The following is a 17,753-nucleotide window of genomic DNA, read 5'->3' on the forward strand; positions in this document are numbered from 1 at the left end:
ATATGTTCAGTGGTCTTTATTCTTTTCAAACCAATCTGGGAGAAAGGTAAATAGAGGCTATAAATTGCCAAAAGCAATATCCCTACCAAGCAAGGTTTAAGGGTTTAAGCTATACGTAAAGGTAATTACGGTCTGTACGGAATTCCCATTTATCTCAGTCACAGTATAGTTATCCGAAAAGCTAAAGGTAGTTTCATCTGCGCTGAAGGAAATGGTAATATTTTGAAGCGTACAGCTCCTTAACAGACTCAAGGTCTGTGAAACTAATTGCCAGTTTCCTTCGGTTGTAGCTGCGTTTTCGCACCCTTCAAAATTTCCCTCTTGGCCAATTTGGTATGATCTATCGGCATTAAATGTATAGAAAGTGCTCTTTTGACAATCCGAATATTGGGCATATATATCATTACTGGGATTATCTTCGCCATCATCGGTGATATCCACTTCTTCCACCGAAACTATGGCGGAGAGAGACCATGTTCCAACCAATTTTTGCTCATTTGCGGTGAGGGCTCCGGTAAAATCTTCCGGACAATCCGCTCCATCATCAGAATTGCAAGCAGTCATAAAAATTCCCATTGCCATCGCTGCAAGGGCCATTAAAGCATTTTTTTTCATAAAGTATGTTTCTATTATATATAGATGGATGATATAAATGCATTAAGGTTGCATGTAAATGTGATAGATTTTTTTATCAAACAACTAAACCCACTTCTGATTTACCGACTTTATGGCCATTTCTTGAGGTTTATTGGAATTTTTTTGCGTAACTGGAAGAATCTTCTACAACCAATAGAAAAAGTATACAAAGGTTGAAATATATGTTATGTTTCATCAATGAATCCTACAGCCCAAAATGTATAAAATAGATATGAAAAAGCTTTAGGTTTCTCACAAATATTTCCTGAGGATGTCTTTAAAGGGTACACTAAGAAACTGAAAGCTCTTACGGTAAAAAATTCTGCTACCATCGAAGCTCACAAAAGGAGCAAAATCAGGCCCTTTGCTGTTTAACTCTTTTAAGGCTTTTGGTTTTGTCCACTCCCCCTCTTTGAAGAATGAAATGTATAAATCGCAGGTAGCATTCCAGTCGCTTGCATCATAGCCTGTAAAAACAAGATAATCACCATTTTTGGATATATGTGGGTCTGCAGTTTCTTTATCAAATTCCGGAAAATCAATCCTATTCCCTCTTGGTGTATCCACCCCTTTGAAAACTGTTTCAAACAAATGATGCTGGGATTTACCATTAATGATGACCTCTTTACAATGCACCAATCTTAACGATGCTGAAACTGTAGCGTAGGATTCTTCAAACCCAGATGTGTTTATCTTTTTTAAAGATTGAGGTTCTTGCCAAACGCCATTTTTTAATATACTCACCCAAATATTATTTTTTGTCTCGGCAACAGAATCTTTTAAGGGTCTTCTTGAGTTAAAGAGAAGTGTCTTTCCATCGGGCAAGATTGTAGGCTCATAATCTATGATATTGCCTGAAAAATTGAATAATTTAGGTTCTGACCATGTGCCATCTACATTACGGTATGATTCATACATGGCCAATCTGGGTGTACTGTCATTCACCGTTTTTCCCATTGCCCTTAACCGCTCTTTGTGTGGTAGCGTGTAATACATCCTTTTGGAGTCTGGGGAAATGCTGATTCCCTGTACCAGACGATTATAATCTTCAGGAAAGGGTTGAAAATTTTGTGACCAAACCCCAAATCCATTCAGAACAAAAACAATGGGTAAAATATATTTTCTTTCAAGTACTTTTGCGAAAGTCAATTTGCAAGTCATCTTGTATCCATTTTCCGTTTTCTTTTGAATAATATTGCCAATAATGATGTTTGGGACTCTTGATAGTCAAAATGATCTTTTTGTCCCCTTCATAAAACGCTACTCGGTATCCTTGTCCCTCTCTTTGAGGTATTCCCCTTAAAATGTGTGGCCCCAAGTCAATATTGTATAATCCAATACTAACTACTTCTTTGGTCTTTGTGTCGTACCCAAAAAAACCCAACTGTTCAATTTCTGAATCATAAAATGTCTCGCAGAAGAAAAGGATCTGTCCATTAAAATGCTGTTCTGTTTTTCTCTTTCCTCTTCTTACAATTTGTTTGGATTTAGGTTTGCCCATGGTCCATTCGAAATTGCCGGACATATTTTCGACTATTTCGTGGGGTTTTATTTCTTGGGCTAAAATGAAGTTTGAATAACTCAAAAACAATAAGCAAAATATAGAATTAGATTTCATTCTATTTCAATTCGACTTGTTTGTAGCTTAAAGATTCCTGTTCTACTATCACTCCATATCAATTGAAAACTACCATCAACCCTTGTGGTGATTCCCAGATAATGTCCGCCGGGTTGAAACTTATTTGCAACATCCGCATTCTTTTCTGTTCTGGGATTTGAGCTAACATCTGTGACCCTAATCGGTCTTTGGAAGCTTTTGCCGCCATCTTTAGAGATTGTAAAGTATACGTCATACGATCTTTGATCAGCTGAATGCTGTCCATCTACCCAAGAAATACCCACCACTCCATTACTATTGACAGCAACACTGGCCACATTGGCTTTGCTTAACTTGCCATTGTCAAAAAGGTCTACCCTGCATTCCTTGCTCCATGTCTTGCCCAAATCGGAGGAATAGTTCAACCAAACGCCTTTTGAGCTTGTACCATCAGCAACGGCCCGAACAAAATATATCCTATCTGTAAACTTTGAATTGGCGTTGGTATCTGCAGCCATTCGCGAATAACCTCTACCCAGCTTAGGATTGTCAGATATGATATAGGTTTCTGAAAGTTGTTTTCGCTTTGGGTCATACAGGTTGGCCCAAATCTTGCCACCACCATACATGGTCGGAACCACTACGGAACCATCTGTAAGAATCGCAGGTTCACAAAAGTTGAGTCTCCTTCCTTTGCTGTCTACTTTTGCCACTTCTTTAAAAGATCCGCCGTTTATTGACTCGTACAACACTACATCGGCACCCATATTTGCATTGAAACGAACCGTGGTCAAATAAAAACTATCTTCAAAGCCTACCAGTTTTGTGCCGTCATGCCCATGGCCAAGACCATTGAATACCTGTACTTTGCTATCCCAGTTTTTACCGGAATTATTGGAAGTAAATACGTTCAAAGGAAACTCATGTCGGAAACTACCAGATGTTCCCAGCCAGCTCATGGCCGCCTTACCATCTGGAAGAATGGCAGTCCATGGATCGTAACCCCAGTGGTTGTGAGTGGTCTCAATCCACGTTCTTCCGCCATCTTTCGAATGGAAGCTTGACAATCTACAACTTTGATAAGGTCTCTCCTCATCTGTTACAATCATTGCAGAAGCCAAAAGGATGTTATTGTCTGATGGATGTGCAGAAATACTCGGTTCTACGACTGGATTGCTTACAAATTGTGATTTGATTGGAATATTTGGGCCTGCTATTGCATCATTTTCCTTATCTAGATCCACAAAGGCAATATCTGACTGCGCATTTGCATTTAGGAAGACAAATCCCAATAAAATGATGGTTATGAAAGGTTTGACACCCATATTAAAGGCTTTGAACATTAGTAATTCTATTTTGTCTTTCTGCTCTTAAAATCACCTGTGTTCCCTCAACAGTTTTGGAAAGTCTGAGTTCAACATTGCCCATCCCCAGATTTCTGTGGTCGTAAATTCCAATGATCGCGTTTTTAGATGAGTTTGTGACCTTGAATCCATCAACACCTCTCATCTCATTTTCCACTAGTGTCATAAATTCGTTATGGTCCACACCATCCCAAAGAATAAAGCGGTACTCCCAAACATTCATGTTGCCTTCTGAATAGGTATATCGCGTAGCAAATTGCATTACCAAACTTTTCAAACTATCGATATAGTTATCTGCCAATTGGGTTCTGGCATAGTCATTTCTTCGTTTCCAGGGGTACTCCATTCTGTTGGCAATATCTTGCGCCCTACCAACCCCATAGTATTTTGAAACCACCTCAAAAGAGGCATCAATACCGGATGACAGTCCAGATGACGTTATTACATGGCCATTATTGGTGTATTTTACATTGTTTAGCACCTTGGCTTTAGGAAATTGCTCCTTAAGATCAGGAATGAGTGTGGCAAAAGTTGTTGCTTCATTACCATCTAAAATACCGGCCAATCCTAAAAAGAAAGCCCCACTACAGACTGAAAACATAGTATCTGTATTACCATTTCTTTCCTTTAGCCAATTGACTATATCCATATCTTGATTAGATTCGGCAGGACCACCACCAGGTACCATGATTACATCTACTTGAGGTAGATTGTCAAGGGTAAAATTTGGTTGTAGTGGTGTGTACATACCAATGGTTTTGGGTTTCATATCTTTTGCAACCGTTACGACATTAAAACCTGCATGCTCAAAAACTGACATGGGACCAGTGACGTCCATTATGTCTGCATAATCAAAAAGAAGTATTGCTGCTGTACGTCTTGGAGACTCACCCCTAGGCTTATCATCAAGTCCCTTTACCCTGGATAAGTAAGTCATGTTGCAAACCGGACAGACATCAGGTGAATCAAAAATTTTATCATCCTCTGAGCAACCACAAGGTGGACAGTAGTATTCAACAGAATATTTTGATGTTTTGGACACATCGTTGGACTGTGCACAGGCGGCAACAGATACTAATACAATGTGCAGAATAAGAATGATGCTCTTCATGGTACTTTGTAGTTTGCGCAAGCGCTATTTTAACCACAAAGTATTTGTAATACGTACCCAAGAATTGTACAAAATAGACATTAACTCTGCTTTAACAGATCTAGTGCCCTACCTGTTTAGCGGGTAACCTGCGCGAACGCACGTACTGGAAAAGTGCCCATTCCTACTATTTTGGGCGGAACTGCCGTAAAAGTAAAATGGTTCTCCGGAACTTGTTCTAGATTGCACAGGTGCTCCACAATACATATCTCTTTCTGCAATAAGTTTGAGTGAACCGGCCTTGTGTTTTTGGAAGTATCATCGATATTATAAGAGTCAATGCCCACAAGTTTAACGCCTTGGTCCACCAAATATTGGGCTGCATCCTCAGTTAGGTAGGGATGATTTTCAAAATACTTCTCCGTTTGCCAAAATTCTGACCAACCCGTTTGAACAAGAACTGCTTTATCCTTTACATCCAAATTTTCAAAGTGTGATTTGTCAATCTCTAGTGTTTCTTGGAAGGGGACCTTGACCTTAAGCCCTGAAATATTGGCCAACCGCTCGAGTGAGGTTTCAGACAAATCTTTTCCTTCTTTGTAGCGATGGAAGGGACAATCCAAGTACGTTCCTGTATTTGAAACCATTTTTATGTGTCCTATGTGGAACTCTGTGCCTTTTTCATAGAATTTTCTTGAATCTTCATGACTGTAATAATCACAAATAATAGGAGCCGGAAGACCCTTGTAAGTGATTGTACCGTCCTCTATTGTGTGACTTAAATCGATAAATTCCATATTATTCTTGAAATAATAAAACATCACTTCCCCTAAAGCAAGAAATGAAAATATCCATTAATCCGTCTCCATTGAAATCTGCAATTTCAGTATCAACCCCATCAGCTTGAAGCATCCCAATTGATTTTTCCGTTATGTCGGTAAAATAACCTTTCCCATCATTTTGAAATAGTTTTGGTCCTTTGTGCGTGAGAAGCAATAGGTCTTGGTCACCGTCTTTATCCAAGTCCGCAAAAGTCCCATCCAGAATACTCAACTCTTTGGTAAAACCAAGTCTTTTTTCCGTCTCATCACTAAACTTATCTCCATTGCCCGGATTTATGAGCAATCGCTGTATGGGCTCAAGCTGTTGAAACATATAAACATTGGCAAAGTAGATATCAAAATCACCATCATTATCTACGTCTGCAAAGGTGGCCTCACGGGTTTCATCGGCCAATACCCCATCTTCAAAATATACGGATGTCACATCTTTAAAAGCACCTTTCCCATCATTCAGTAAAAAGCGATTTTCCTTTTCATTGGCCACGATAACATCCAAGTCTCCGTCATTATCAAAATCTATTGATTGCATATCTTGGGTGATGTCCTCTACCATAGGTAAGTACTTTTCAGTTTTATCCATAAATCCTTCTTCATTGTTGTCAAGATAAATGTTTTGGCCATTGTTTCCGACGATTATTTCTAGCCATCCATCGCTATCGAAATCTCCAGCCAAAACACTATTTGAAACTCCTTCGGTTGGGAATTTATCAGTGTTGTCAATAAAATAGCCCCTTCCATCATTCAAGTAGTATTCATTTACCTTATCGTCCTCAGTCACGAATATAATGTCTAGATCACCATCCTTGTCAAAATCTTCCAATGCTACGTCTTCCGTATCATGATAGGGATAATAGGGATATGGTTTTGGGTCTTTATCTGCTTTTAAATCGGGGAGCCTTTCTCGCCCGTCCATGAAGTTCCCTTTGCCATCATTAATTAGTATGATGTTTTTAAAGAACTCCACGGCAACCACGATATCCAAATCACCATCAGTGTCAATGTCGCCCACTTTGGCGTCCATTGAGTTTTTCTTCGCGGAATGGCTTATTTCGGGAAGGTTGGTTTCCGTTACATTTTTGAATGTCAGATTTTGTGCATTTGAAACAAATGCGGAAGACAATAGTAGTACAATGGTTAACTTTTTCACGTTTTTATGAATTCAGAATTCTATGTAATCCTCACTTCTTTCCTAACACTGCACCGTCGGTATCCAAAATTGAATCGTAGTTGAGTCCAAAATCTGTTCTATCCATAGGTCGTGTTCTTTTAAACCATGGTTTTAAATTGTATTGCGCCATATTCAATTTAGCATTGGCAATTAAAATATAACCTCCAAGATGCTTATTATGAATTGCCTCCAATTCATTTTTCAGCATTTAGTTGCAGGATGCTATCCTTTATTTCTGCTATCTCATTCTTTGTTATGACCCGACCATCTTTAATAACAGATGAGATTTGTCCCACCTTTTGAATGTTCTCCAAAGGGTTGCCCTCAAGAATTACCAAATCGGCTATTTTACCAGCTTCAACAGTTCCATACTCATTTTCTATTTCAAAAAACAGGGCAGGATTAACGGTTGCCGTCTTTAAAGCTTCCGCTGGCGTAAGACCAGCGTCCACAAAAGCCTGTAGTTCAATATGGAGCCCCACTCCGGGATGACAAAGTGGATTGGCACCCATATCGGTTCCCGCCAGGAGTTTAATCCCCTTTTGATTCATTTTATGCACCATTTGTAGATAAAGTCGGTATAGTCGCTGCTTGATTTCAATAAAATCCTGATTATTTCTATACTGCAGGTGGTCATTATGCTCTGGCGTCCAATAGGCCCTTATGTAAGGAGGCAATAGAGCCACCAATTCTTCATCTTTTGGATATTCTGATTCGTACCAAGCATTTTTATACCACATGCTTAGCGTTGGGCAATGCCATATGTCATTTGCTTTGAAGAGACTGTACAATGAATCTGCTTTTGTTTCATTGAATGTTCTTAGTCTAAAATCATTGATTTTATTGGAACGTTCTATACGGTCTTCCATTCTTCCTATTTCAGCCAAATATGCCTCGGAAGGTTGGTCTGCGCATTCTTTCAAAATTTCCAGTAGATGCTCCTGACTTTTCATTCCAGTGAGGGCAGCTTCCGACGGCGGCACGGTAAAGGGTACGTGGCCCACAAAAGGATAATCAATTTCATTTGCATATTTACTCAGGGCCAAATACGTTTCCCTTGGCAACAATGAATACACTTTTAAAAAGTCAACCCCTTCATCTATTAAGGAATCTACCACCATTCTTACCTGATCTGGACTATTGATACCAACGGAACCGTCCCACATGGGATTTGGACCATCCAATAAAGGACCTCCAGCAAATATCTTTGGAGCGAGCAAAGAGTCAGATTCTGCCATTTTTCGCCATCGCTTAATCAGGTTTAAGTCTCCTGCCATATCCCGTATGCCTGTAACTCCATTGACCACAAAAAGCGGTAGCAACCTATCTTTTTCTCTGGTATTGGGGTTCATACGCCATACCTCAGGGTCATCGGGGTGGGCATGCATATCCCAGAGTCCGGGAATCAAATAGTTGCCCGCTGCTTTAACATTTGTATCTACTTTGAAATTTTGAGTTCCATTGGCCTCACCTATGTAAATAATTAGATTATCGTTTAAAAGAACATTTTGATTGGGAATTATACTTGCATTCACGACATCAACTATATTGATGTTTTCAATCAAAACAGTACCTTCCAGTTTCTCGGTTTTTTGACAAGCCACGACCAACAGGCTTACTATTAAATAAACTAAATGTGTCGTTTTCATGATTTTAACTTGAATGATCCGTTATCATTTTCCAATCACCATTGATACGCTTCATATTTACGGAAAACCATCCTTGGGCCAAATCATCCCGGCCAGGAAACTTAAGATTGAATCTTCCTGTAACGAAATAGAGATTATCACTCAGTCGTCTTGTGCTGATGTTATCAAAATGAAGCTTCCCCATTCTCCCTTTTGGAAAATATTTTTTGTACCCCCCAATAATGTCATCGTAACCATATGTTACACCTGCTGTTGAAGCTGTTTGTATAGGCTCTGAGGTTGCATAGGCTTGCATATAACATTCTATATCTTCCTGATTCCAACACTTTTCCTGTTCGGCAAAGTTTTGCCGAATTTTAAACTCATCGATTCCACCCAGATGCTTTTCAATGGTAAGTTCCATCTCATAAAGAATTTGTTGCATAAGTGGGTAAGCCCCATCATCATTTATCTGTATGGCTATGGCATACTGGCGGTTTTTTGAATATTCAACATGGGAAACATACCCCGGAAAAAAACCGGAATGGCCATAACGCTCATCCTCCATTTTACTCCAAATAAACGACCCCAGACCATAACCGTTGTCATACGGCTCACCAGTTGTCATGCTTACAGCGGATATGAGCTGTTTTTTGGTTTCTTCATTTAAATATGAACTCTCATGTATATACCTAACCAACTTCGTTAAATCTGCTGGATTGGTAGCAAAGCCACCACCCGTCCATTCAAAGGATGGATTTAAAACGAGATTGCCATTTGCATCAAGTACTTTACTGGGCAGCTGAAACGGGTTTTGTGGGCCAATATGGCCTTGGGCCAAGCCATCAATAGCCAATGTGTTTGAAGGTACCGTGAGATGAAGTGCCAAGGGTTTTATGAGTTCTGCATCGACCAGGTCATAAATATTCTTAGCGGTAATTTTTTCTATTATCAGTCCCAATAGAATGTAGTTGGTATCTGAATATGCCCAACCCCGGCCAACGGGATGAACCGCAGGTTTGTTTGAAATGGATTGTATGCAATCCTCTGGAGCTCTTTCCGATAAAGGATTTTTTATGAAGTCTTCTAAAAACTCTGGCTGAAATAAATGTCTTGGAAGTCCTGAGGTATGATTCAACAAGTTTTTGATTCTTATTTCTGAATGGTTTGGAAAGGTTTTGTACCATTCTTCGCTACCCAAATATTCAAGAACCTTATCGTCTAGGCCTAATTGACCTTCTTGAATCATTTTAAGGGCAATGGTACTGAAAAATAGTTTGCCTGTGCTTCCCGACAACATTTTAGCCAATGGGTCCAGTTCCGCTTTTTTTTCAAAATCGGAATAACCCGAAGCTAGATTTATTTGATGTTTCCCATCCAATAGCAAAGAAAAAGTAATACCCGGTATCCCTTTTTCTTTCACGATTTTGTTTAGGTTACCTTGAAGGTCACTTTCTAGTTTGGAATACGGGTTTTGGGCATAGCCCAAATGGAATATCCCTAAAGCTAAGAGCAGGGTAATTTTGAGGTTTACTGTTTTTTTCTGCATTTGTATTTTCGAATTTTTCTTTGATTTGTGTTTTCGGTACCATTACTTGAAAAAGTAAGCCAAAAAGTTTCCTTATTGAGAACAACTGGTATAAAGGCAAAACTATTCTCACCAGACAAGACATAATTGTAAAAAATAGACACTAAAACCTAGTCCATCTGGAAATTAGCATATCTATCAAAACACTTTCCGATGAAGACATTTCCTTTGAAAAAAAATCTTTTGGGGTCAATGAAGAGAATGACTTAAATTCCCTAATAAAATGGGATTGGTCGAAAAAACCAACTTCATTTCCTAACTGGGTAAGATTCAATTGCCCTAGCTCATTCTTTAAGTGAATACACGAATTAAACCGAATTATTCTGATGTATACCTTAGGAGCCATACCCAAATAGAACTGGAACAGACGCTCTATTTTTTTATAGCTGATGTTAAAGTGTTCAGCAAGCTGGTTTAACCTAATTGCCCCTCTTTTGTATCTTATGTACTTTACAATTTGTGAAAAAAGGACATAATCCACTTTTGAATTCAAATTCACAATTCTTTCCAACATAAAGTCTTCAACGGTTTTGATTTTGTCCTGAACGATAGACTTTTCAAATACCTTGGCTTCCAATTCCATTAAAGCTTTGTTGGATAAGCAATCCAGACCAACATGTGAATTCTTGATCTCCTTGGAACCCGCATCCAAGAATAATGGCAAACCTTCAGGATTGATTTTTATACCAAATGATTGGGTACTGCCGGGAGAATAAAAGTAGTTTACGGCTTTGGTTTTCTGACCAAAGAGGCTCGACTTTTTTAATGTTTTGGGAATTGTGGATGTAGACAAGTTTCTTTTAACGGAATCCTTGGAATCCATGAACCAGATACCGAAAGTACCATCTGGCAGGACCAAATCCGTAATATTTTCAGAGACGAGCGAAGTGTCCAGTGTAAAATAACTAACAATGTATTTTGAAAAAAAAGTATCTGGATAATATTCTTTTAAATACATGATTAAATCTGTTCTACATTTTTACAGTGTCCAAAAAGTACAATTTGTTACGTTTCTTACTACTTAATTTTGAAGTATTTAACATATAAAAATATGCCTCGTAATAATCTTAAGGTCTCAAATTTCGTTTTTGTGACAATCATCTTGATCAGTGTCAGCACCTTTTTAATCAGTCTAAGCAAGCCTAAAAGCAAGGAAATCAAAACCACCAAGCAACTGGTACAATTTATCAAGGATCACCATAGCCAAAATCATCTAAAGTCTTTTACGTTCATTCAAGAAACGGTCCGGTACAGTCCTCAACAACAACCAATGGATACAAGCATATGGTATGAAGCCATACGCTATCCCAAAGAGTTCAGGATAGATTTTGGCAATCCGGAAAAAGGGAATGCCAACATCAACAGAAATGACAGCATTTATGTTTATCGTGGCAACAAATTGGTTCACAGCGGTCCGGAAATACAAGAGTTTTTGATTCTAGAAGGAGGGCTGTTCCATTACTCTGTTACAGAAACCATAGGACGGCTTCAGGGCTTAGGAATTGATACGGCTCTTTTCACCACAGCTATCTTTGAAAACAAACCTATCTACATCATTGGTGCAGAAGATACCAACTTTGATAAACCCCAAATTTGGATGGACGCGGAGAAATTCTATGTCGTTAGACGTCTAAGCAAAGGAAAAAACGGCGAACTCTATGAAGCAAGATATGATGGTTTCAAAAACGTGGACGGATACTGGATTGAAACTTGGATAGAGTTTTTGATTGATGACAAAATCATTCAAACAGAACGATATACCAATATCGATGTGCGACCAAACTTAGACGATAGGGTTTTCAACCCCGATATGTTTGGTAAATACTACTGGTTCGAAAAATAGAATACAACAATAAAAAAAGGTTTTCCCCGCACTAGTCTTTAATTTTAATATAGAAATGCATAGAAAAATGGATTTAAAACCTTGTGGCAGTTTTAGCAAAATGATTAAAAACAGACAATCAATACTTATGTCAAGTGGCTTAAATTTATTTAAGCTGCTTATCATATTTTTTATGTTCCTATCCTGCAATAACCATAGAAGAACAAATTCTTTGGACAAGTATAGCAATACGGACATAGAAATCTTCGAAAAAGGAATCATTTCAACAAGCGGCCATCATGAGGGTCTCTCATACCTGTCCCCTGAACAGGATGTGGCCATCTTTACCAGAAGCACAAAAAACTTCTCGGAATCTGGTATCTATATATCAAAATTCAGCGATAATGAATGGTCAATTCCTGAGAAAATAAACTTTGGCCATGGCAATTATCAAGCAGGGTTAGCCTTTAGTCCTGATGGCAAAAAGGCTTTCTTCACCAACAAGATGGCCATTACAGATGGAGACAGTACCAATCTGTGGAATGTCTGGGAAGTTGAGGTTAACGACAACCTTGAATTTATGGAGCAAACCGTAAAACCAATTACTTCAACCATTAATTCGGAATCCCAGGATTGTTGCCTCACTATGAACTCTAATGGAAAAGCCTTTTTTTCATCCGATAGAGATGGCACATGGGACATTTATACTGCCGACTATATCAGCGGCTCATTTTTGAACATCCAAAAGTTAAAATCTCCCATTAACCATGTTGATAGTGGCGAATGGCCCAGCTATATAAGTGAGAATGGCAGGTCGTTATACTTCAGTTCAATAAGAAATAATGGTTTTGGTGGCGATGACATATACGTTTCCAATTTTTCTGAAGGAAGTTGGCAAGCCCCAAAATTAATGAATGAACCTATCAATAGCGCATCTTATGAAGATAGTGCAACGTTTACCAAAGACCTTCAGTTTCTCTTTTTTGCAAGTTGGCGTGATTCCGAATTTTCCAAAGGTGTAAGCAATATTTACATCAAAAAAAATGACGGTTCCAAATCTTAGTTCTGGCAAGCACTATGATACACTAATCCCCTTTTACAAAACTGACCCTCCAATTTTTTACGAGAAAACAATGCCCAACAACGACTGACTAAAATTAAGTTGGGCCTGTTTACACCAGCCCATTTATGGCACAAACAGTTTTATATGAATAAAGCCTCTGAAGAAAATCAGAGGCCCTACTCATTAAACTAACTCAAACAATTAAAAAATAAATCACTGTTTTTTAAATTCTGTATATCAAGGGAGTTCCAAGTTTGAAAAGTCAATATTGGGTGCTTCCTGGGTAGAAGTGCGAATAAATGTTGTGCCTACTTCTACATTCCCATTAAAAAAGCCACAGTTCCTCAAGAAAAAATGGTCTTCTTGGGTTCCTCCCACATAATCCAATCTATGGCCTTGGGAAGCTGTTGCATCTGCGGTAAAGGTTGCCTTATCCAATTCAATCCAATCCCCTTCCGTGGTATATACCCATTGATTTCCAAACTGCACTTCCCTGGCAATGAACCCCGTACTGGGCACAAAGTTTTCCAAAAAAGAGTGCGGTCGTTTTAAAAAGGTTGATGTTTGGGGTCTTCGCAAGCTGGCAATCAATTGCCACTCCCCTATCTCCGGAGCATAAAAATATGCTGTGTAGTCTGTTGAATTATCCGTGGAAGGCTCCCCTTTCAACAAAAACTTGTAGGTGGTCCCTGCCTTCCAATCAAACACCTTAAAACTTTGTTTTCCAGACCCTTCATTTCCAAAATCCTGAACAGTGACATCATTGCCATTTCCAAGGTTTATTACTTTATAATCTTCTGGTATCTGGTTAGGGTCGTCTGTACTGAAAGCACTCCATATAGAGAACAAAATCCTTCGTTCCGATTCTGAGTTCACCTGCATGCCAAAGTAGCCTTGGGCATGGCCGTTGGCCATAAAAAAAGATCCTATTACATCCTCTCCCTCCGGAACGGTAACCTCATTGTAGAACCACTGTATGTTCTTTCCAGCGGGTTCTTCATAGCTCATATGTACCGATGGTCCTCTTCTACCAAAGTAGTGATTCTCAGTAGGAACAAAGGTTGTGGAGCTTGCTGCCGGGCCTCCGATCAAAATGTCACTGATATCCCCAATATAAGTCCCTGATTTACTGATTCCCTGAATTTCTATGTAGTGGTATCCTGAAGACTCCAGTTCAAACTTGCCTACTTCAATGGTTTTATATTCGTTATTGGAGATAACCACTTCTTTGGACTCGGTTCCTACCGTTACTTTAACCTTGGATTCACCTTGTGGAGATTTCATTTTAAGTCCCAGATGCAATTCTCCTTGAGATTCCGTTCTAAAGTAGGTGCGTACAACATCGTCAAGATTTGTCCAGTTATGTATTCCTGTATCAAATATGACCTCAGTATCCCTTGCGGTATCATTTATCACCCAACTGTTGGCACCGGCCGGTATTATCACGGAAAGGTCAAGGCCTTGTTCAGGTGGATCAACGGGGACTGTCCCATTATCCGATTGACATGCAAAAACCGTCATTCCAAAAAATGAAAAAAGACAGTAATAGATTAGGGTTATTTTTTTAGGGATGCTCACAATTAGTTGCTTTTTATTTTATAATACTGATGGCCAGCATTGTTATTGGCAATTAAAATAGCTTCTTGGGTTCCATGGTGTATCAGTTGCATATCCTTAACATCACCACTTGCAAAAAATCCTGTTTTCAAATTGTCCCAATGGGCAAATTTGTTGTCTCCCAGCCCACTCAAGAATACTCCAATACCAGCGTCTGCCCTTGTGGTTTCCACTTCCGATCCATAATTATTGCCTGCCAATAATAGATCTTTAATGGAATCTTTGTTAAAATCATGGTACACAATACTGTTGATCGGACTCAATTGGGCTTCAATAGGAAAGGGGACAAATTGGAACTGTTCATCATTATTGATAAAGTAGCCTGATCTAAACTCAATTGCTTGCAAATGCATTGCCTTGGTGATGTCTTCCCCTAGTATGTGTTGCAGGTCGCTACTTGCAAACTCTTGATAGGTCTTTATTCTTTCTTTCAAATAGGGCATTTGTTGAGAGGTACAGTTTTTACCCCGAACAGGTACCAGTTTTTCGTTGTAATACTTTGCCAGCATAATATCTTCCACGCCATTCTCATCAAAATCGTTCGTGTAGACATGAAATGGCTTTTCCGAAGATGCATGGAACTTATAGTTAAGCCCCAAATTCCCGGCAATAATGTCCAAGTCGCCATCATTGTCCAAATCTTCCAGGGCAATCTTGTTCCACCAACCTGTTTGATTGGAGAGGTTTGCGTATTTTTCGTTCTTGGAAAGTCGCCCTTGGTCATTTAAAAAGACTTCCAGACCCATCCATTCTCCCGACACTACCAAATCTTGGTCCCCATCATTATCAATATCTCCCCATTGGGCAGTGGTGACCAATCCTATTTCTTCCAAATCCGGGGCCAATTCCGAAATGGCATTCCTAAATTGCCCACCCTCATTGATCAGCAAAACACTCTTTGGAGCATAGGGATACTTTCCAGGGATTACCCGGCTGCCCACAAACAAATCCTCATCCCCATCCCCATCATAGTCTGAAGCAATAACCACGGCAGCGGCAGAACTTATTTTGGGGAGTTTAGAATTTGCCCTTTTAAAATTGCCTTTATCATTTATATAGAGTCGGTCTTGCAGTTGTTCCCCATTTTCGGTGAACTCGTAACTTCCACTTGCCACGTACAGGTCTTTGTCCCCATCATTATCGGCATCAAAAAAGCAAGCGGATACATCTTCATATGATCTATCCTCTATAAAATCTTGGATTCGCTGTGGAGTATACTCCCCTTCGGTATTGGAAATTAACAGCTGTGCTGTTTTGTTATGGGAAGCTCCCAGAAAAATATCATCAATACCATCCCCGTTCAAATCTGCTTTGGCAACCGCTGGCCCCAACTGTGAGAGTTTGTGTGGCAACAACAATTGCACATCAAAATCATTGAACTCATTTTCCTCATGGGAATACGGAAAGGGTTCTTCAAGAAAAAATGTGTCATCTTTCCCGACCACAGAACTATGTGCAGGATCTTTCGCATTGGCATGATCTACATGCAAGAGTTGATTGGCTTTAACTCCGAGTATTTTTTGTTCCTTGCCATCCAACCAAGTAATCTTAACGGAATCCAACTCGGCAATCGGTCCAAGTCCAAAATGCAATTTGTTCGAAGTTGAAGAAAGATAGCCCCTGGCATTAATGAGCTGTTTGACCCTATGCTTGCCATCTTGCCCATAGAGGGTCACCTTTGTTCCCGCTCCAAAAGGGTTTTTGGGAGTTCCACTAAAAGTAACTTGTAGGTAGTTGCCCTTACCTTGCTCCCTGCTGTTATTTCTTAAAAGTGTGGCCTTCTCATCCAAATTATTGGTCACAATATCCAAGTCTCCGTCATTATCCAAATCTACATATACGGCACCGTTGGAGAATGTACCTTTCATATCCGACCAGTCTTCAGTTTTATTGTTGAAGGTTAAATTACCCTCATTTTTAAAGAGGTAATTGGTCAGTTTTTGTTGAGGCAGTTTTTGGGTAAACTTGTAGAAATCCTCTTCTTTTAGGTTTTGCCTGTTTTGGCTGATGTATTTGTTGATTTCATTGTTGACATCCCTATCGACCACATCCCTATAAATCCCATTTGTAACATAAAGGTCATCATACCCATCCAAGTCAAAGTCTGCAAACAAAGCGGACCAACTCCAATCTGTTTTGGCGACCCCGGATAGTTGTGCAATCTCACTGAAATTTCCTTTTCCGTTATTCAGTTGAAGTACATTGTGCATGTATTGGTAGTGATGGTCATTGGCCACCATGGTATAAAACCGATCTATGGACATCATTGACATGGTGGTCTTGGACCTTACATAATCTTCAGGGCTCATATCCAAAACCAAGAGGTCCTGCAAGCCATCATTATTGATGTCTGCAATATCTGCCCCCATGCTGTAATAGGACATGTGTTTGAACAGTTCATCCTTTTTATCGGTAAAGGTGCCATCACCATTGTTGATGTATGCAAAATCGGGCATTATAAAGTCGTTGCTCACATAAATATCCAGCAAGCCGTCATTGTTCAAATCCCCAACTTGGGCGTTAAGGCCAAATCCAACTTCGGGCAGGATACCTGCCTCTTCGGATACATTGGTAAAATGACCATTCCCGTCATTATTGTATAATCTATCGCTACTTTTAAAGGTTTCCGTTTCCTTGCTCTTCTGTATTTTTTCCAAATCCAACACCTTGCCCGTATGCCCTATTCCAGAAGGTGCATTGGCAATGTATACATCCAAATCCCCATCATTGTCGTAATCAAAAAAAGTAGAGGAGATAGATCGGTTGGTATCTGCCAATCCAAACTCTTCTGCCTTTTCAGTAAAGGTGAGGTCTCCATTGTTTATGTAGAGCATATTGGCCAGTTTTTGCTCGCCATTGTACCAGCCTGCCCTATTGATATAGATATCCAAGAAACCATCGTTGTTCACATCCGCTACCGAGACCCCAGTGTCAAAACCTGCTCTCTTTTCAATTCCTGCCTTAAGGGTGATATCCTCAAACTTAAAATCCCCTTTATTAAGAAACAGTTTGTTGTGATAAATGTTGGAAGTGAAGAAAAGGTCTTGTAAGCCATCATTGTTGAAGTCTGCAGCGGCCACTCCTCCCCCAATATAGATATACAGGTATTTGTAGTAATGCAGTTTCTCCGACTCCATTACCTTATTGGTAAAGGTTATACCTGAAATTTCCGATGGGATTTCGGAAAAGAGTTTTCCTTGTGGTATATCCTTAATTGATTTGGAACAGGACAACATTGCCATGGAACAAATGGCCAGACAACAATATTTTAGGTTTTTGGTCTTCATCAGCTTTTAAAAAAACTCCCAGGAAAGGAGACAAGGTTCCTTTCTTGGGAG

Annotated in this window: 14 protein-coding genes; 2 read left to right on the plus strand and 12 right to left on the minus strand. The window is 39.5% G+C overall.

Features of this window, described 5'->3' with window-relative positions; translation table 11 throughout:
* Positions 1 to 96: 96 nt before the first annotated feature.
* The 10 genes from ACP14V_RS10515 to ACP14V_RS10560 form a co-directional block, all read right to left on the minus strand.
* Positions 97 to 615 (minus strand): DUF5004 domain-containing protein, encoded by a 519-nt coding sequence (locus tag ACP14V_RS10515; protein ID WP_272610490.1) that lies wholly within the window; start codon positions 613 to 615, stop codon positions 97 to 99.
* A gap of 273 nt (positions 616 to 888) precedes the next feature.
* Positions 889 to 1,554 (minus strand): hypothetical protein, encoded by a 666-nt coding sequence (locus ACP14V_RS10520; RefSeq protein WP_272610491.1) that lies wholly within the window; start codon positions 1,552 to 1,554, stop codon positions 889 to 891.
* A gap of 208 nt (positions 1,555 to 1,762) precedes the next feature.
* A complete protein-coding gene (locus ACP14V_RS10525) occupies positions 1,763 to 2,161 on the minus strand; it encodes a hypothetical protein (protein ID WP_272610492.1) in 399 nt (132 codons plus the stop codon).
* Positions 2,162 to 2,250: 89 nt separating this feature from the next.
* Positions 2,251 to 3,576 carry a sialidase family protein gene (locus tag ACP14V_RS10530; RefSeq protein WP_424987304.1) on the minus strand — a complete coding sequence of 442 codons (1,326 nt, stop codon included), beginning with the start codon at positions 3,574 to 3,576 and terminating at the stop codon, positions 2,251 to 2,253.
* The gene (locus ACP14V_RS10535) at positions 3,560 to 4,708 is read right to left on the minus strand and encodes a DJ-1/PfpI family protein (RefSeq protein WP_272610495.1); all 1,149 of its coding nucleotides are present in this window, start codon (positions 4,706 to 4,708) and stop codon (positions 3,560 to 3,562) included. The genes ACP14V_RS10530 and ACP14V_RS10535 overlap by 17 nt, the downstream gene beginning before the upstream one ends.
* Positions 4,709 to 4,824: 116 nt before the next feature.
* Positions 4,825 to 5,484, minus strand: a complete 660-nt coding sequence (locus tag ACP14V_RS10540; RefSeq protein ID WP_272610496.1) for a cyclase family protein — start codon at positions 5,482 to 5,484, stop codon at positions 4,825 to 4,827.
* Position 5,485: 1 nt separating this feature from the next.
* Complete coding sequence (locus ACP14V_RS10545) at positions 5,486 to 6,676, minus strand: FG-GAP repeat domain-containing protein (RefSeq protein ID WP_272610497.1); 1,191 nt, start codon at positions 6,674 to 6,676, stop codon at positions 5,486 to 5,488.
* 215 nt (positions 6,677 to 6,891) lie between these two features.
* Complete coding sequence (locus tag ACP14V_RS10550; protein ID WP_272610498.1) at positions 6,892 to 8,346, minus strand: amidohydrolase family protein; 1,455 nt, start codon at positions 8,344 to 8,346, stop codon at positions 6,892 to 6,894.
* Between the two features lie 4 nt (positions 8,347 to 8,350).
* The gene (locus ACP14V_RS10555; protein ID WP_272610499.1) at positions 8,351 to 9,874 is read right to left on the minus strand and encodes a serine hydrolase; all 1,524 of its coding nucleotides are present in this window, start codon (positions 9,872 to 9,874) and stop codon (positions 8,351 to 8,353) included.
* A 142-nt stretch (positions 9,875 to 10,016) separates the two neighbouring features.
* Entirely contained in the window at positions 10,017 to 10,871 is an 855-nt protein-coding gene (locus ACP14V_RS10560) for a helix-turn-helix domain-containing protein (RefSeq protein ID WP_272610500.1), read from the minus strand.
* A gap of 312 nt (positions 10,872 to 11,183) precedes the next feature.
* Here ACP14V_RS10560 and ACP14V_RS10565 point away from each other — a divergent pair, with 312 nt between their 5' ends.
* Both ACP14V_RS10565 and ACP14V_RS10570 read left to right on the plus strand, forming a co-directional pair.
* The gene (locus tag ACP14V_RS10565) at positions 11,184 to 11,756 is read left to right on the plus strand and encodes a hypothetical protein (protein WP_272610501.1); all 573 of its coding nucleotides are present in this window, start codon (positions 11,184 to 11,186) and stop codon (positions 11,754 to 11,756) included.
* Positions 11,757 to 11,928: 172 nt separating this feature from the next.
* A complete protein-coding gene (locus ACP14V_RS10570) occupies positions 11,929 to 12,798 on the plus strand; it encodes a TolB family protein (RefSeq protein ID WP_424987308.1) in 870 nt (289 codons plus the stop codon).
* A gap of 237 nt (positions 12,799 to 13,035) precedes the next feature.
* Here ACP14V_RS10570 and ACP14V_RS10575 read toward each other — a convergent pair whose 3' ends face one another.
* A complete protein-coding gene (locus ACP14V_RS10575) occupies positions 13,036 to 14,376 on the minus strand; it encodes a DUF3472 domain-containing protein (RefSeq protein ID WP_272610503.1) in 1,341 nt (446 codons plus the stop codon).
* Between the two features lie 2 nt (positions 14,377 to 14,378).
* On the minus strand, positions 14,379 to 17,702 hold the full coding sequence (locus tag ACP14V_RS10580; RefSeq protein ID WP_272610504.1) for a VCBS repeat-containing protein: 3,324 nt from the start codon (positions 17,700 to 17,702) through the stop codon (positions 14,379 to 14,381).
* Between the last annotated feature and the right edge of the window lie 51 nt (positions 17,703 to 17,753).

Origin of the sequence: Flagellimonas alvinocaridis, from assembly GCF_965248585.1 — a bacterium.
Classification (GTDB): Bacteria; Bacteroidota; Bacteroidia; order Flavobacteriales; family Flavobacteriaceae; genus Flagellimonas; species Flagellimonas alvinocaridis.

What these genes read in the sequence shown, in the direction of transcription:
- ACP14V_RS10540 (WP_272610496.1), bottom strand. Translation starts at nt 5,484, where the DNA reads ATGGAATTTATCGATTTAAGTCACACAATAGAGGACGGTACAATCACT.
- ACP14V_RS10550 (WP_272610498.1), bottom strand. Translation starts at nt 8,346, where the DNA reads ATGAAAACGACACATTTAGTTTATTTAATAGTAAGCCTGTTGGTCGTG.
- ACP14V_RS10525 (WP_272610492.1), bottom strand. Translation starts at nt 2,161, where the DNA reads ATGTCCGGCAATTTCGAATGGACCATGGGCAAACCTAAATCCAAACAA.
- ACP14V_RS10535 (WP_272610495.1), bottom strand. Translation starts at nt 4,708, where the DNA reads ATGAAGAGCATCATTCTTATTCTGCACATTGTATTAGTATCTGTTGCC.
- ACP14V_RS10570 (WP_424987308.1), top strand. Translation starts at nt 11,929, where the DNA reads ATGTTCCTATCCTGCAATAACCATAGAAGAACAAATTCTTTGGACAAG.
- ACP14V_RS10565 (WP_272610501.1), top strand. Translation starts at nt 11,184, where the DNA reads ATGGATACAAGCATATGGTATGAAGCCATACGCTATCCCAAAGAGTTC.
- ACP14V_RS10580 (WP_272610504.1), bottom strand. Translation starts at nt 17,702, where the DNA reads ATGAAGACCAAAAACCTAAAATATTGTTGTCTGGCCATTTGTTCCATG.
- ACP14V_RS10530 (WP_424987304.1), bottom strand. Translation starts at nt 3,576, where the DNA reads ATGTTCAAAGCCTTTAATATGGGTGTCAAACCTTTCATAACCATCATT.
- ACP14V_RS10555 (WP_272610499.1), bottom strand. Translation starts at nt 9,874, where the DNA reads ATGCAGAAAAAAACAGTAAACCTCAAAATTACCCTGCTCTTAGCTTTA.
- ACP14V_RS10560 (WP_272610500.1), bottom strand. Translation starts at nt 10,871, where the DNA reads ATGTATTTAAAAGAATATTATCCAGATACTTTTTTTTCAAAATACATT.
- ACP14V_RS10520 (WP_272610491.1), bottom strand. Translation starts at nt 1,554, where the DNA reads ATGTATGAATCATACCGTAATGTAGATGGCACATGGTCAGAACCTAAA.
- ACP14V_RS10515 (WP_272610490.1), bottom strand. Translation starts at nt 615, where the DNA reads ATGAAAAAAAATGCTTTAATGGCCCTTGCAGCGATGGCAATGGGAATT.